This is a genomic window from bacterium, assembly GCA_035380285.1.
Taxonomy (GTDB): Bacteria; Auribacterota; Erginobacteria; order Erginobacterales; family DAOSXE01; genus DAOSXE01.
The window spans coordinates 35,554-51,073 of record DAOSXE010000022.1; the positions used below are offsets into that span (position 1 = coordinate 35,554).

The following is a 15,520-nucleotide window of genomic DNA, read 5'->3' on the forward strand; positions in this document are numbered from 1 at the left end:
CGATGGGGTACCTGGAATGTGACGTATTTGTGACAGCGGTTTTTTGGGTCGAGTTACAAGTCTTATCTGCCGGAGAAGCTTTGGGGCTCTAGTCACGTATCTCTAATTCCACCAACTTTTTCTCCAGGAGCTCGAGTCGGGCGTTCAGGGTTTCAATTGTTTCCTGCTGTTCCTTGACCGCCGCCAGTAACAGGCCGATGCAGTCTCCCGTCGCCATGCTGTTCTGGTCCTTGCCCGAAAGAAGAGGTGTTGTCTCCTCACCGATGAAGCCGATGTGGTAGGGAGCGTTCTCGTCTTTAGCCGCTTCGGTCTTATAGCGGTACTTGACGATTTTCACACTTTCCAGAACCTTTGAAACATCAATGTCGCTCGGGACAATATCCTGCTTGATATCCTTGCTCGAACCGTTGTGCCACTGGTGGTCGGAGGCGCTGTAGTAACCCCCTCCGCTTTCTTCCATCTCGAGGAGATAATCAGGGCCGGTATTACCCATACCAACATTAGCCCCGTGAATGACAAAGACGTGGTCGTCGGAAATATCTACACCCTGGCTTTCGGGGTCACCTCCAAATCCAAATGAGTAATCACCGCTAACTTCAATGGCTACCCCCATTGCGGTTGAAGCAGTTCCGCCGGCAGTCGTCCAAAGTCCCATCGCGGTTGAGGTATTACCGCTGGCTGTCGTACCACTTCCCATCGCGGTTGAGTTTTCTCCGTTGGCTGTCGTACCCTCTCCCATCGCAGTTGAGACTATGCCTCCGGCAATCGTGTTATTTCCCATCGCGATTGAACTGTCACCGGCGGCAGTGGTGTAAGGCCCACCTATCGCGGTCGAGAAATTACCGCTGGCAGTCGTGCTATCTCCCATCGCGGTTGAGGCAGTTCCGCTGGCAACGGTGTTACGTCCCATCGCTACAGCATACGAACCAAGACTCTGAACTTGCCTTCCAGAATTCTGGTCTTTGCTCACCCCTTCGGGGGCCTCCCCAGCCCGGAAGGAGTGTGTATGCGGGTCGTAGAAAAAGTGGGTGCTCTGTTTCATACCGGAATCTCCCAGAGGTATATCCATATCATTCCCGTAATAAATCCTTCGTACATTCCCACTCGCATCACGGGAAATCCACTGGCCGGTGCTGGGGCGAAACAGAACATACTCTGCCTTACTGTCTCCATAATAATCACCGGGAACCGGTATATCGCCCTGATCCCCGAAATATACCCTAGAGATGTTCTTCACACACCATATCCCCTGGCCTCCACTCTCCTTATAGACGGCTACATCATCCTTCCCGTCCCCGTTGAAATCGGCACCGGTAACCACGGTTACTATTCCGACAAATGAAGCCACCGCCAATCCGATGACTCTCTTCACTGAAAATTCAGCACGTTGCATCACGCTCCTCCTTGGAGGTTTTGGGATTCGTTGAGGTTCCAACAGCAAATTATATAGACAGGGACGACTGCACATCAATGCGTCCATTGGACGCTATCCACAAACTACCGTTCATGGCCAGGGATCGATCCAAACACAAAACGACCCCACCCGAATTTACATTCGAACCGGGTGGGGCTTGGAAAATCTCTCGGATTTTGTGACAGCAATGCTGCGATAATTGAATATGAGTTTATAACTCATTATGAATAACGAGTTATACAACAACAGCCGAAGGTCGGACTCGAACCGACGACCTGCTCATTACGAGTGAGCTGCTCTACCAACTGAGCTACTTCGGCGAAATGCTGTAAGTCTTTATGAGATAACCAAATGTAAAACCCGTCGATTCCCCGCAGTCCGGGACAAGAACGCCCGGTCACCAAATAATCACCAAAATTTCATGCCTCATTATATTGCCAGGCCTAGCAATGAACAAGCCGATCATGGGCTTTCATCCACGCGCGAACATTATCTAGATATTCTCGGGCTGAGCAAGACAATTCCCCAACAGGGAAAATAACTCAATCATCTGGTTTTTACCGGACACCAGGGCTGCCGGCATCCGAGCAAGTTCTTATCGCCGACATCGAGAGGACCGCCCGGTTTGTTATGGGGAGTCGGCTGTCGCTATTGTGGGGAAAGCTGGGGACATGAAATTGCGGGCAGTTACTCCAGCTTGACGATGATATCCAGGAGCAGGTTCGCCGCTTCGTCGCAGATATCCGATGAGCGCTTCAGGTGCCGGAAGATTTCTCGCATCTTGAAGATGTAACCTGCCGGGAGATCGGTGGCGTTGAAAAGTTTGGCGGTCGCTTCCAGGTAAATATGATGCATATGGTTTTCCGTCCGCTTGGCGTTGATGGCGTGCTCGCGGGCCACTCCCGGGTAGCGCTTAAGGCTTTGGAACGCCTCGTAGAGCTCGAGGGTCCCCCGTTCCATGATTTCGGCCATCAAAACGAGTTCGGGGACCGGTTCGACCTGAAAGATCCGCATCTCCTCGACGGTGCTTTTGGCGGCATCGAGGACGTTGTCTATCTCCCGGGAAAGGCAGAAGATGTCTTCACGGTCGATCGGCGTGATCAGGGTGCGGTTCAGCTGGTCTATCAGAATCCGACGAAGTTCATCGGCTGCCCGCTCGGCGTGAAGTATCTCCTCTGCCAGTTCCCCGCGTTCTCCGTTCTCGCGCATAAACCGGGTGAGGTTCCGATAGGCTTCATGCACCATCCGCGAGTGTTCGACGAGATTTTGGAAAAAATCAATGCGTCGTCTGGGCAAAACCGAAGGCAGGTTCATAATTCGATCTCCTCAAGTCGGTTAAAGCAGTGAACGAAGAAGCATATAGATAAGTACACCCATCAATCCGGCTAAAGGCAGCGTGAGAATCCAACTCCAGACAATGGTTCGGGCCAGATTCCAGCGCACTCCTTTCGCCCGGATCCCCGTTCCCACGCCCATAATGCCGGAACTGATGATCTGAGTTGTGCTCACTGGTACTCCCGCCAGATTGCTGCCCAGCAGAAGGCCGGCGGCGCCGAGTTGGGCCTCCAGGGACTGGAGAGGGCGGACTTTGAAAATCCCATACCCCACTGTTTTGATTATCTTGGTCCCCCCGGTCACGATTCCCGTGGTCAAGGCCAAGACACAGGCGGTTTTTACCCAGAAGGGGACTGCTATAGCATGGTTCCGGCCGGCGACGAACAGGAGCAGGGCGATGACGCCCATGGCCTTTTGACTGTCATTGGTCCCATGGTTCATCCCCAGAAATATCAGGGTGGCGAAATGGGCCTTGCGAATGGGGCGGTTGGCGCGAGGCGATGCCCCTTTCAAAAGGAATCGGAACAACAGGCAGATGAGATAGCCCGCGAGCAGCCCGGCCACCGGCGAAAGAAACATTACGAGAACGATCTTGATGCTGAACACCCCCCAGGGAACGGCTACCAGTCCATATCGATAGAGCGCCGGTCCAATCAATCCTCCGACCAAGGTCAGCGAGGAACTGGTGGGAAGCTTCAGATACCAGGACAGGCCGTTCCAAGCTAAGGCGCCCAGGATGCCGCTCAGGAGCATGATTATGGTCCCGTCTCCTCCGTGAATAACTGTGGGGTCGATGATATTTTGCGAGACGGTGGCCGCCACTCTGGTTCCTAAAAGGTAGGGCCCGGCCAGCTCGGCGATGGCCACGATAACGATTGCCACCGAGCGGGGCAGGGCCCCCGAAGCCACGGTGGTGGCAAAGACATTGGCCCCATCTTTCATCCCGTTGGTGACGGCAAAAACCAGCACGGCGCCGATGGCAACTATCAGGAGATATGACATTGTAACTTTAAAGGCCAGTAGGACTAACGGATGAGTCCGGCCACGCTCCAGGCGCAGAAACCCGCTATCAGAGGGGTGGCTATCCAACCTATGAATATTTTCACGATGGTTTTACGGTTGATCATCTTGCTGCCTTTGAAAAGCCCCACCCCGATGACGGCCCCGACCACCGCATGAGAAGAGGAAACCGGGATATTGAGCTGGGTGAAAAAATGCAGGGTCAGGGAATGAACCAAGACCACCACTAAGGCGGAGAAGGAGTCCAACGGCGTTATCTTCTTCCCGATCGTCACCATCACCTTGGCCCCATAGGTGAGAGCACCCACGGCTATGCTGATTCCGCCCAAGGTTGCCGCCCACCAAGCGGCGTGCTTGCTCCCCACCGCTCCGAACATCCCTATGTTGTAGTAGGCAACCGTGGTAACTACCACGTTGTTGGCTCCCAGCGCATAGGCGCCATAACATCCGAAAATGAAGAAGAGGACCTTATAGAGACTGGCTCGAACCGTCGTTTTTTTGATCCAGACAACCAGCGGGTATCTCAAGATCTTCAAAAAGACAAAGGCCAACACCAGTCCTATCATCGGATGCAGCAGCCAGCAAATCAGCATTTTGAGAAATTTGGCCCAATCCACCGACTCCATCCCGCTGGCGGCAATGGCTATTCCCATAAATGCCCCGATCGCCGCCTGCGATGTCGAGGTGGGGATAGAAAGGTACGTAATAACCGTGATGGTGAGAGCGGCCGAGAGCGTCGCCACCAGTGCCAGAGTCGAGGTGCTTTCCTGGGAGAACTTCGTGCTCTCGGCCAAAAATAAGTTGGGCCCCTCCACCGTCGCTCCCAGAACTACGAATATCGCAATAAGGATTACCGCGGTGCGATATTTGAGTACGTTCGTAGCTACCGCCGTACTGAAGATGTTGGCGGCGTTGTTGGCCCCGATCCCCCAACCCAGGTAAAGCCCTCCGAAAACCTTATATCCCGCCTGAGAGAATAAAAAGTTGCTCAACATCTGGCTTGCCGTAACTCCACGTCGTTATGAATTAGGACCAACCGCAAATGAAAGTCGCCCCGGCGACCCGTTAAATGGTTCTGATTGCGATGATCTTTTTAAGCGCCAAATCTATCATCCAAACGGCCGTCATAACCCCATAGGCCGCAGGAGCCAACCGGCCGGCCGGGGAAGGGGCCGCCAGGGCTATGGCGGTCACGGTTTTCTCAAGCTTACCCAGCGGCTCTTGGACCAATTCGATTTCTCTTTGGGCCTCCGTCAAGCTGCGCTGCAATTTAGTCCAGGCACTACCCAGAATGCTGGTGACGTCTCTGAGAACTCCAAACAGGTCGGCCAATCGACGGATTTCCGATTCGGGAAGAACTTTCCCGAGGTCCAGAAGTTGCTCCGCTAAGGCAGCTAACTGGGCCGCATATCCCGAAAGCTCCAGATAATTTTGCCGAAAAAACGGCAAGGACTCGCCCTGGGCCAGCAGGTTAAAAACCCGGTCGAAAAGATGGCGCCCATCCTTTCCTACTGAGGCGGAATCTACCTGGGCTGGACCCGGTTCGGCGATTGCTTCTAGTATCCGATCGAATTGCTCCCGGATCGCTTCCGGTAAGGATAAGGACGTCATCTCTCTCACCTTAAGTTAGCCGTGGTTTGCTCGACCGTCAGGACCATCCCGTCTCTGACGACGTAATAACGAGCAAATCCTATGCCAACCTAACGATGGGCAGATTCAGGGGGGGGATACGAAACATACGAAGGAGAAAACGCAAATATTTGCGCGGACAGCGCAATATTCTGCACTTTCCGGAGGATAAGACCTAGATCCCGTACTCCTTCAACTTGTACTGAAGGGCACGCAAACTTATGTGGAGGCGTTCGGCCGTCTTGATGCGGTTGCCGTTTTCTTCCTGGAGCATCTGCTCTATCAGTTTTTTCTCAAAATCCTTCATCCTGATCTTGAGCGAAGACAGGTCTTGGTCCGCTCCATCGCGAAGGTGCATTTTTAGGGTTCGAAGGCGCGTCGGGAGGCTTTCCACGGTTATCTCATCCCCCTCCATCAGGGTAACGGCCCGTTCCAAGACGTTCTCGAGTTCGCGCACGTTGCCCGGCCAAGGATATTCGTTGAAAACCCCCAAAACTTCCGGCCGGATGGAAGGAACGGTCTTATTCATGGATGCGGCATATTTACCCAGAAAATGCTTCGCCAAAAGCGCTATGTCTTCTTTTCTTTCCCGCAGGGGGGGCATGTGGATTTCAACGACATTGAGCCGCCAGTAAAGGTCCTCCCGGAATTCGCCGGCGGCCACCAGATCACTGAGGTTTCGATTGGTCGAAGCCAGTATCCTGACATCCACCTCTACTTGCTGGTTGGAACCCAGTCTTTCAAACTTTCTTTCCTGCAGAACCCGCAGAAGCTTCACCTGCAACGACGGCGTCAACTCACCCACCTCATCCAACAAAATAGTCCCCTTGTCGGCATATTCGAATCGCCCCATATGATCGTGCAGGGCGCCGGTATAAGCACCTTTGACATAGCCAAACAATTCGCTCTCCAGCAGGGCTTCCGGGATAGCCGCGCAATGCACGGCGACAAAGCGTTTTTCCCGCCTGGAACCGGAGTAATGGAGCGTTCTGGCCACCAGTTCTTTCCCTGTGCCGCTTTCTCCGCTGATCAGAACCGTGGCATTGGAGTCGCTCAGCTTCCTGATCCGCTCGAAAACCGGGGTCATGGTCTCGCTCTTGCCGATCAGGTTCTCAAATCCGGACATCGAGGAGAGGTAGGTTTTCAGGGCGATGTTCTCGGCGCGCACTTCCTGATGTTCCATTTCCTTTTTCAGAGTCAACAGGAGTTCATCCGGTTCGATCGGTTTGATAAGATAATGATCCGCACCGGATTTGAGCGCACTGACGGCATCCTTGATGGTCCCGTAGGCGGACAGCACCACGATGACGGCATCGGGATTGTCGGTCCTGATCCGAGAGATCAGATCGAGTCCGTTGCCGTCCGGGAGCCGGACATCCACCAGGTAGATCCGAAAACTCTTGGTCGCTACTATCTTTTGGGCCGAGCCAAAAGTGTAGACACACTCGGCCTCGTAGCCCCCGCCGGAGAGGAGAAGCCGCAGATTGTCGGCGGCCACCCGTTCGTCCTCTACTATCAGCACCTTAATCATTGCCGTCACCGCTTGGTCTCCGGAAAAAGGAAAGTCTGACCGTAGTTCCTACTCCCGGACTTGATTCCAGGTCGAATTCGCCGCTATGCGCCTGCATCACCCTTAACACGTACGTCAACCCGCAGCCCAGCCCATCCGTTTTTGTGGTGAAGGGGAAGCTCAGGACTTTATCCCTTTCCTCGGGCGTCATTCCCGCTCCGGTATCACGGATGCTGATCGTATAAGCGGTCGCGTTGTCAGCACCCCTAACCGTGAGTTTCCCTCCGGGTTTCATAGACTGACACGCATTTAGCGTGATATTCAATACCGCCTGATGCAAGCGATTTTGATCGATGAGGATCGGTTTGCTGTCCTGGGCCCGGAAATCGAGTTCGATCCCCAAAAGTTCGACCTGAGGACGAACCAGCTTAAATATTTTCTCCAGCTCGTTAGCGACGTTTACCGGTTTTTTGCGCAACGTTATCTCCCCCCCCGCCTCCACGAAATCCTTAACGGTTCGCTTCAGTCTTTTCGTCTCGGTACGAAGGGCTTCTATGTTTTCTTCTATGGTGGGGTCGTCGCCGATCTTATTGAGAATCTTCGTCCTCAGCAGGCTCAGGGTGATCTCCATGGAGTTGAGGGGATTTCTGATTTCGTGGGCCAGTTCAGCCGTGACCTGGCCCAGGACGGCCAGTTTTCCCGCCACGATCAACTGTCGCTGGGTCCGTTCCACCCGCTGACGGGATTTTTGCAATTCGGTAAGCATGTCCTGGAAATGAGCGCCCAAAACCCTGAATTCAGCCCATCTCAACGTGGGCATATTCGTATTCAGGTCTCCCCGGGAGACCCGATCCATAACCGGGAGCAGCTTCTTCAGGGGAGAGGAGAAATTCCTGCTCAGGAACACGGCCAACCCGAGAGACAGGATGACGGCGAAGATAAAGGTGTATGTCAGCGTTGCTTGGTAAATGTCCAGAGAGGCCAAGATGGTCTTGGCATCCTGCCATAGCAGCAAGCCGCCGAATTCTTCTCCGGTCGAATGATAGACAGGCAAGTAAATTCCCCACATCTCTTTCTCCCCCGACATGAAAACGACCTTGTCCGGCGACTGATCGGTTGCCGCCGGAGGGGTCCAGGTCAGGCTCGAACCAAGTGTACTGGTGACAAGAACATCCCCTTGGAACAGGGCAACGTTGAATCCGGTGATATTTTTATAGGCGCTGAAAAAATCCTTGTTCAAGAGCACGCCGGTCATCAGCGTTCCGATAATCGCCTTCTCATTCGAACGGATCGGAGCCACCGAGCGCAGGGCTATGCCGGAGACTCCATACTCAATATCCGCCGCAGGCATCCCTTTGAGGGCGTTGCCTATGATTATCTGGGAAGCCTTATCTTCCCCGAAATCACCAGGCCGGTGGCCGCGCGCCAGGACGATTCCGGAGGAGTCCCCGATTTCCAGGAGGTCCAGGTTGGAGTAGCCGAAAAGTTCAAACAGGCGGGACTCCAAGCGAGAACGATCACCTTGAGAGAGGAAAACGATAATCGACTCATCCTGGGCATATCGTTCCGCCAACTTCAGAAGATTTCCCGAACGCCGGGAAATCTCCTCGCGGATGCCCAGCCCGACCCTCTCGGCCTGGGAGAAAAACTTGTCCTCGGCTGTTCGCCGGAGCATCGCTTCGAAAATCAGAAACGCCAGCAACAATGGAGCCAAGACAACAATGAAAAAGCTTATGTACAGACTGAGCCGATAACTGATGCGCATAACAACCGCACTTCCTGGGGACATCCCGGTCGCAGTCGAATGATCTCTCCCACTCTAGGGTTTCCGTCCTACATGGATCATGCGCTTGAGGATGTCTGCCTTCTTTCGGTAATTAGACATCAACATAACACCGGCTGAAACAAAAAAGCGGAACGCTAGGATACAAGACCCCCAGCACCACCGCCTGGGTTATGCCCACCACCAAGCCCCTCGGCGAGTCCTCCAATCCGAAGTGCGTGAGGCTGCCTTGCTCGAGGACGAACCGAAATACCTGGAAGTCTTCTGGGAGAACGACTGTATCGTTGCGCGTCACTACAACGCCGAGTACAACTGCTGCCTGGAGAGGGTGGACGTGGAAATGGAGGTGGAAGGGACGGAAATCCGGCTCTACGAGACCGAATACGTCCCCATCTACTGCTACTGTCTCTGCCCCTACAACGTCTTCAGCGACATCTCCCCCCTGGTCCCGGGGGAGTACACCGTCTCCGTCTACAAGATGGGGTCGTTCTGGGAATCGGCCACCGTGACGGTGCCGTAAGTTCCGCCGGAATAACCCCGGCATACCACCGAACCGGGTCCCAGTCACCAAATAGTCACCAGGTAGAGGATGTGAGGCTGAAGGGGAGGGGATGGGGTTCGGGGAGGTCAGTGATTCCCGTCTCCCGAAGTCGTCTGGGTTGCTTGTCCCGCGTTTATCGAAGGGTGTCGCTCAGTGAGCCAAGCCGGTAGCGCAGAGCGTTCTGTGCCATCACTTTTTCCAGCTCCGTCGCAACGAGTTTCGGGGGGCGCCCTCTCAGAGCGAGCTTGGTCCGGTTATCGCGATGGGATGCAGCAACGTGGAAAAAAGTCATTAAAAAGCGGAAGCCTCCCATTACTGGTCGGAAGGGATAAAGCCTAATATATGTTAACGATTTGGAAATAACGAAAGCTGGTTTTCGGCGGATTTGAATAGCTGTTCTACACACTGTGTCGGAATTTCAAAAAAGGCAGCGGGAAACTGGCTTCGCCGTAGGCGGATAGGCAGAGCAAGTTCAACCTCTATAGTCGACACTTCATCGCTAAGTTCACAAGAGTAACCGCGTTTCAGAGCCGTTTCATTAAGGGAGGTGCAGGATGAAAGCATTTTTGTGTTATGTGCCCACGCTGGCCGCCATCTTCCTGACCGCGGCGATTCCGGCTGCCGCCGATAACCAAGGCGGAGGCTCGATGATGGCGACCGGCAGTCAAGGAATGGGTGACCCAGGTAAGTACCAGAGTTGGTATTGTCCCTACTGCGGGCGCCCGATGGAAGGGGGAATGATGGGGTCCGGCATGATGGGGTCCGGCATGATGAGGGGTGGCATGATGGGGCCCGGTATGATGGGACGAGATATGATGGGCCCGGGGATGATGTCCCGAGGTTGGGGATATCCCTATCAAGGCCGGGTTACACCTATCGATTTGGCCGGAGCCCAAAAAATGGTGGAGCGTTACGTGGCCGCGACCGGGAATCCGCGTCTGGAAGTGGGGAAAATCACCGAAAAAGATACCGCCTTTGAAGCGGAGATCGTGACCAAGGATGGATCGCTGGTCGACAAAATCCTCATCGACAAGACCACCGGCTGGATGCGTCCCGCCGATTGAAGCAATGACGGGAAAATTTCTATTCCTGTCGGACTGTTCCGTCAAAAGGATTACCATCGCTTCCGGGGGAGGAGCCAAGGCCGCCCTGGCGGCGAGCCGGGGCCTTATTGCCGGCGGGAAACCTCGATAAGGAAAAGCGATGAACGGCTATGGATTCAGTAAGGTTCTCAACCTGCCCTTCGCCGAAGCGGAAGCCACGGCGACAACGGCCCTGAAAGCCGAGGGGTTCGGAATCCTGTCCCGGATCGACCTGAGGGAGAAGTTCGAGGAAAAACTGGGGATCGATTTCAAAAACTACGTGATCCTGGGTGCGTGCAATCCCACCAACGCCCGAAAGGCAATTCTGGCTGAAGAAGAGATCGGCCTTTTACTTCCCTGCAACGTTGTCCTCTACGAAAAAGATGGCGGTACCGCGGTCTCTTTCATCCGTCCCACCGCGGCCATGCGGATGATCGACAATCCCGAACTTCAGAAAGTCGCCTCGGAGGTGGAAGGTCAGTTGAAGCGGGCGTTCGATTCCCTGAGCTGAATTTCGTCGAATAACCGAGCGTCTTACAAGAAAGCGGTGAAAGATGATAATGGATCCTGTCTGCGGAATGGAGGTCGATGAAAAAACCGCCCTCCGGTCCGAGAAGGACGGAAAAACCTACTATTTCTGTTCTTCCTCCTGCCGGGAAAAATTCTTGAAGGGAGAAAGATCGGGTCCCGGGAATGAAGGTCACGTTGGCCACGGCGGTCATGAAAGCCACATCGGCCATGACCACGCCGCCCACCATCGTATGATGGTCAAAGACTTCCATCGAAGATTCTTCATCTCCCTTGCCGCCACCGTTCCCATCCTTCTCCTCTCGCCGTTAGTGCAAAGGTTCCTGGGGATAAAAATTCGCTTCTCCGGGAGCAATTACCTCCTCTGGTCATTCTCCACCTTCGTTTTTCTCTACGGAGGCAGGCCCTTTCTAAGCGGCCTCTACTCCGAACTGCGGAAAAGATCCCCCGGGATGATGACACTGATCGGTCTGGCGATCTCGGTCGCCTACTTCTACTCATCGGCGGTGGTCTTCGGACTGAGCGGCAAGGTTTTCTTTTGGGAGCTGGCGACGCTGATAGACATCATGCTCCTCGGCCATTGGATAGAGATGAAATCGGTTTTGAGCGCTTCTAACGCCTTGGAGGAGCTCGCCCGCCTAATGCCGGATGAAGCCCATCGGGTCGGCGGCGGAAAGACGGTGGAGGTAAGGCTGGAGGACGTGAAAAAAGGGGATCTCCTCCTGGTCAAGCCGGGGGAGAAGATTCCTGCCGACGGTATAGTCAAACAGGGGGAGAGCTACGTCAATGAGGCGATGGTCACCGGGGAGTCGAAACCGGTCAAGAAAGGGAAAAACGAGAAAGTGATCGGGGGAACGCTCAACGGCGACGGCTCTCTGGAGATCGAGGTTATGGGGACAGGAGAGGATTCCTACCTCTCCAAGGTTATTACTTTGGTCAAACAAGCCCAGAAGTCGAAATCGAAAAGCCAGACTTTGGCCGACAAAGCGGCGTTGTGGCTGACCATTATCTCCCTGAGCGCCGGAGGGGTAACACTGCTTTCGTGGCTCCTCGCCGGTAAGGTTTTCGCCTTCGCCATGGAGAGGATGGCCACGGTGATGGTGATCACCTGTCCCCACGCGCTCGGTCTGGCCATTCCCCTGGTGGTAGCGGTTTCCACGGCGCTGGCTGCCCGCAACGGTCTTCTGATCCGAAACCGGAACGCCTTCGAAAACTCCCGCAAGATCAGCACCGTTCTTTTCGATAAAACCGGGACCCTGACTGAGGGGAAATTCGGAGTCAGCTCGCTCCGCCCTCTGGCCGCCGGCTGGGACGAGAAGAAACTGATCCGGACCGCTGCCGCCCTGGAGAAGAACAGCGAACATCCAATCGGAGCCGGGATCGCACTCAAAGCCCAGGAGATGGAGATCGACGTGCCGGAAGCCTCCGATTTTCGGGCCCTCCAGGGGAAAGGAGTGGAGGGGAAAATGGACAGCGAGGAGTTCAAAGTGGTCAGTCCCGGTTATCTGGAAGAAAATGGGTTTGAGCTCCCCGAAAAATTGAAAGAAGAAGGCCTGGCCACCGTGGTTTACGTTCTGGCCGGAGGGGAATTGGTGGGATCGATCGGTCTCTCCGACCGGATTCGATCCCAATCCCGGGTAGCGGTGAACAGATTGAAAGGAGCCGGAATCAAGTGCTGGATGATCACCGGCGATAACAAGAATGTCGCCCACCAGGTTTCTGCTGAGCTAGATCTGGATGGGTATTTCGCCGAAGTCCTCCCCGAACAGAAGCAGGGTAAAGTAAAGGAACTTCAGGGCAAAGGCGAATTCGTGGCTATGACCGGCGACGGGGTCAACGACGCTCCTGCTCTCGCTCAGGCTGATGTGGGAATCGCTATCGGTTCGGGGACCGACGTCGCCGCTGAGACCGCCGATATCATTCTGGTAAACAGCAATCCGGAAGACGTGACCACGCTCATCCTCTTTGGGGCGGCGACCTATCGTAAGATGGTCCAAAATCTTTGGTGGGCGACCGGCTATAATGTTTTAGCCATTCCCCTCGCGGCCGGTGTATTGTTCTGGGCCGGGATTTTGATCTCTCCGGCGATGGGAGCTGTTCTGATGTCGCTTTCCACGGTGATCGTGGCGATCAATGCCAGACTGCTGCAAGTCGATAAAAGTAACTGAATTAATAGGAGGCAGGGCATGCTTAAAGTTATAGTGCTTGTTATAGCTGTATTCTTGCTTATTCCTATCGCAAGTGTTTGTGGCAATGGTACTGAAGAGGGGCATATGGGTGGTTGGGACCATATGATGAATTTTAGCGGAGGAGGCGTAATTATGTGGGTACTCCTGATCATTCTCTTGGGAGTCATTATTTACCTGTTCTTTTTAAAAGGGACAGGGGGAGGGCGGTCGGGGAATCCTCAGGAGACCCCATTGGAAATAATTAAGAAACGTTACGCTAGGGGGGAGATTACGGAAGCAGAATTCAAAAAAATGAAAAGGGATCTTGAATCAGAGTAATCGAGAGCGAAGCATGATCAACCGCCACCTCACGGCCCAGTCACCAAATAGTCACCAAAATTATCTGTACTCAGGGGTAATCAGGGGTACTCACCGGTACAAAACCGTCGATATAATTAGCCTGCCCGGCAAGGAGATACGCCGAAAGTTCCTGGGCAATCAGGGGTTAGGAAAACCACCTGAATTTCTTTACGAGTGAGCTGCTCTACCAACTGAGCTACTTCGGCGAACACCGTGCATTATAGCCGGGGGGGAGGGCGGGGCAAGGATAGATTCACCGGGCAGCCATCATGGAAGGCCGCCCGGGTACCCGCGAGCGACACACCTTCGGTGAGGACTGATTATCCCCCGAAGAGCCTCATCCTTCACCAGGTCCGGTAGATCCAGGAGCCACGGGGACTGGTTCGGTCGTGAGGGGGAGTGAACTTGAGGGCTCTCCCCAGGGCTGCCTGACTGGGAGAACCTCAGGCGGCTTGGTCAGGGCGTGAACTTTTTCGAAAAGGCGCTCCTGGTGTGCTATAATTTTCTTGTAGAGCAAGGTTATGCCGAGGTTTTGTCTTTACTCCATCTCCAGACTGGTGTTACAATTAAAACTTGGGGAAAAATAGACTTACAAAAAACAGCATTGGGAGAACAGATACTTAGCTAATCTTAACCCCTCAACCTCGGCGCATAGAACCGTGCAAGTACATGGTGGATCCTGAGGTTGGGGGAATCTGACCCGGCGCGGATAGCTTTATCCGGCCGGTTATTTGTTTTTATGGGGCCAAAAACGGAAAGGGGAATGGTTATGAATAAATTCGCAATGATAAGTCTCGTTCTGCTGGCCGGGACGGCGCTGGCGGTACAGCCGGTCACCGGTCAACAATGGACGGCTCTCAGTTCCGGGATGAACAACCATGTTTTCGCTCTGGTCGGGGATGGCACCAACCTCTACGCAGGGGGGGCCTTCACCACGGCGGGCGGTGCAACGGTTAACGGAATCGCCCGGTGGGACGGGTCCGACTGGACGGCCCTCAGTTCGGGTGTGACCGGCAATATCTACGCCCTTCTCTGGAATGGCTCCAACCTCTACGCAGGAGGTAACTTCACCACTGCCGGAGGTGTGACCGCGAACAATATTGCTATGTGGGACGGGAGCGCCTGGACGGCTCTCAGTTCCGGGATGAATGACTATGTCAAGGCACTGGCCTGGGACGGCTCTAACCTCTATGCGGGGGGGGCATTCACCACTGCCGGGGGTGCGCCCGTTAACCATATCGCCAAGTGGAACGGAAGCGGTTGGTCGGCTCTCGGTTCAGGGGTGGACTCCACTGTCGAGGGGATTGCCTGGGACGGTACCTACCTCTACGCGGGGGGGAGCTTCAACACTGCGGGAGGCGTTCCCGCGGCCAAGATCGCACGCTGGAATGGGAATGCCTGGTCGACCCTCAGTTCGGGGATGAACGGCGGTGTCATGACGCTGGCCATGGGGGACTCCAACCTTTACGTGGGGGGGGCCTTCAACACGGCGGGCGGCGTAACCGCTAACCGGGTCGCCCGATGGGACGGGAGCGCCTGGTCGGCCCTGAATTCGGGCATAAGTTCTGGAGATTATGTCTATGCCCTGGACTGGGACGGATCCAATCTCTACGTGGGGGGAGAATTCAGTATGGCGGGCGGCGTAACCGCGAGGCGCAGCGCCCGGTGGGACGGGAGTTCCTGGTCGGCTCTCGGGGCGGGGATGAACAATACTGTCTTTGCCCTTCTCTGGAACGGATCCAGCCTTTATGCGGGAGGGTACTTCACCACTGCGGACTGGTTGACCGCGAACCATATTGCCGAATGGGTTACGCCCACACCTGTTCCGACACCGTCGGTTACCCCCACGCCGACACCGTCGGTTACCCCCACGCCGACACCGTCGGTCACCCCCACGCCCACACCATCGGTCACCCCCACGCCATCGGCTACTCTCACCCCCACGCCGTCCGCTACTCCTTCGCCCACGCCGGTTTCCTCCGGCGCTGTCACCGGCGACTACAACGGCGACGGGACCTCGGACATCGCCCTCTTCCGGCCCTCGGCCGGGCTCTGGCTGGTGCGGGGCCTGACCAAGGCCTGGTTCGGGGCCTCGAGCGACGAGGTCGTCCCCTCCGACTACAACGGGGACGGGACCTGGGAGCCGGCGG

13 protein-coding genes and 1 tRNA gene are annotated in these 15,520 nt (G+C 55.1%); 6 read left to right on the forward strand and 8 right to left on the reverse strand.

The window, feature by feature from the left end:
• Positions 1–88 precede the first annotated feature (88 nt).
• From PLZ73_09255 to PLZ73_09290, 8 genes are all read right to left on the reverse strand, one after another.
• On the reverse strand, positions 89–1,393 hold the full coding sequence (locus PLZ73_09255) for a tail fiber domain-containing protein (protein ID HOO78061.1): 1,305 nt from the start codon (positions 1,391–1,393) through the stop codon (positions 89–91).
• A gap of 268 nt (positions 1,394–1,661) precedes the next feature.
• Positions 1,662–1,734 (reverse strand) — tRNA-Thr (locus tag PLZ73_09260).
• Positions 1,735–2,101: 367 nt separating this feature from the next.
• Entirely contained in the window at positions 2,102–2,728 is a 627-nt protein-coding gene (locus PLZ73_09265) for a DUF47 family protein (protein HOO78062.1), read from the reverse strand.
• Positions 2,729–2,749: 21 nt separating this feature from the next.
• On the reverse strand, positions 2,750–3,751 hold the full coding sequence (locus tag PLZ73_09270; GenBank protein ID HOO78063.1) for an inorganic phosphate transporter: 1,002 nt from the start codon (positions 3,749–3,751) through the stop codon (positions 2,750–2,752).
• A gap of 23 nt (positions 3,752–3,774) precedes the next feature.
• Complete coding sequence (locus PLZ73_09275) at positions 3,775–4,764, reverse strand: inorganic phosphate transporter (protein ID HOO78064.1); 990 nt, start codon at positions 4,762–4,764, stop codon at positions 3,775–3,777.
• Between the two features lie 70 nt (positions 4,765–4,834).
• Positions 4,835–5,380: a hypothetical protein gene (locus PLZ73_09280; protein ID HOO78065.1), complete on the reverse strand. Its 546-nt coding sequence runs from the start codon at positions 5,378–5,380 to the stop codon at positions 4,835–4,837.
• Positions 5,381–5,573: 193 nt separating this feature from the next.
• Positions 5,574–6,929: a sigma-54 dependent transcriptional regulator gene (locus tag PLZ73_09285; GenBank protein ID HOO78066.1), complete on the reverse strand. Its 1,356-nt coding sequence runs from the start codon at positions 6,927–6,929 to the stop codon at positions 5,574–5,576.
• Positions 6,922–8,673 carry an ATP-binding protein gene (locus PLZ73_09290; GenBank protein HOO78067.1) on the reverse strand — a complete coding sequence of 584 codons (1,752 nt, stop codon included), beginning with the start codon at positions 8,671–8,673 and terminating at the stop codon, positions 6,922–6,924. The genes PLZ73_09285 and PLZ73_09290 overlap by 8 nt, the downstream gene beginning before the upstream one ends.
• A 247-nt stretch (positions 8,674–8,920) precedes the next feature.
• Between PLZ73_09290 and PLZ73_09295 the strand changes: the two genes are divergently transcribed.
• The 6 genes from PLZ73_09295 to PLZ73_09320 all read left to right on the forward strand — a co-directional run.
• Positions 8,921–9,211 (forward strand): hypothetical protein, encoded by a 291-nt coding sequence (locus PLZ73_09295; protein HOO78068.1) that lies wholly within the window; start codon positions 8,921–8,923, stop codon positions 9,209–9,211.
• Between the two features lie 575 nt (positions 9,212–9,786).
• Positions 9,787–10,296, forward strand: a complete 510-nt coding sequence (locus tag PLZ73_09300) for a hypothetical protein (GenBank protein HOO78069.1) — start codon at positions 9,787–9,789, stop codon at positions 10,294–10,296.
• A 139-nt stretch (positions 10,297–10,435) separates the two neighbouring features.
• A complete protein-coding gene (locus PLZ73_09305) occupies positions 10,436–10,825 on the forward strand; it encodes a DUF302 domain-containing protein (GenBank protein HOO78070.1) in 390 nt (129 codons plus the stop codon).
• Between the two features lie 250 nt (positions 10,826–11,075).
• Positions 11,076–13,010 (forward strand): copper-translocating P-type ATPase, encoded by a 1,935-nt coding sequence (locus PLZ73_09310; GenBank protein HOO78071.1) that lies wholly within the window; start codon positions 11,076–11,078, stop codon positions 13,008–13,010.
• 18 nt (positions 13,011–13,028) lie between these two features.
• The gene (locus tag PLZ73_09315; GenBank protein HOO78072.1) at positions 13,029–13,349 is read left to right on the forward strand and encodes an SHOCT domain-containing protein; all 321 of its coding nucleotides are present in this window, start codon (positions 13,029–13,031) and stop codon (positions 13,347–13,349) included.
• A gap of 790 nt (positions 13,350–14,139) precedes the next feature.
• Positions 14,140–15,520: hypothetical protein (locus tag PLZ73_09320; protein ID HOO78073.1), on the forward strand; the 1,381-nt coding region annotated here is incomplete at its 3' end.

Coding starts and splice junctions, on each gene's coding strand:
- PLZ73_09275 (HOO78064.1), bottom strand. CDS start 4,764: ATGTTGAGCAACTTTTTATTCTCTCAGGCGGGATATAAGGTTTTCGGA.
- PLZ73_09315 (HOO78072.1), top strand. CDS start 13,029: ATGCTTAAAGTTATAGTGCTTGTTATAGCTGTATTCTTGCTTATTCCT.
- PLZ73_09290 (HOO78067.1), bottom strand. CDS start 8,673: ATGCGCATCAGTTATCGGCTCAGTCTGTACATAAGCTTTTTCATTGTT.
- PLZ73_09310 (HOO78071.1), top strand. CDS start 11,076: ATGATGGTCAAAGACTTCCATCGAAGATTCTTCATCTCCCTTGCCGCC.
- PLZ73_09280 (HOO78065.1), bottom strand. CDS start 5,380: ATGACGTCCTTATCCTTACCGGAAGCGATCCGGGAGCAATTCGATCGG.
- PLZ73_09285 (HOO78066.1), bottom strand. CDS start 6,929: ATGATTAAGGTGCTGATAGTAGAGGACGAACGGGTGGCCGCCGACAAT.
- PLZ73_09300 (HOO78069.1), top strand. CDS start 9,787: ATGAAAGCATTTTTGTGTTATGTGCCCACGCTGGCCGCCATCTTCCTG.
- PLZ73_09305 (HOO78070.1), top strand. CDS start 10,436: ATGAACGGCTATGGATTCAGTAAGGTTCTCAACCTGCCCTTCGCCGAA.
- PLZ73_09255 (HOO78061.1), bottom strand. CDS start 1,393: ATGCAACGTGCTGAATTTTCAGTGAAGAGAGTCATCGGATTGGCGGTG.
- PLZ73_09270 (HOO78063.1), bottom strand. CDS start 3,751: ATGTCATATCTCCTGATAGTTGCCATCGGCGCCGTGCTGGTTTTTGCC.
- PLZ73_09265 (HOO78062.1), bottom strand. CDS start 2,728: ATGAACCTGCCTTCGGTTTTGCCCAGACGACGCATTGATTTTTTCCAA.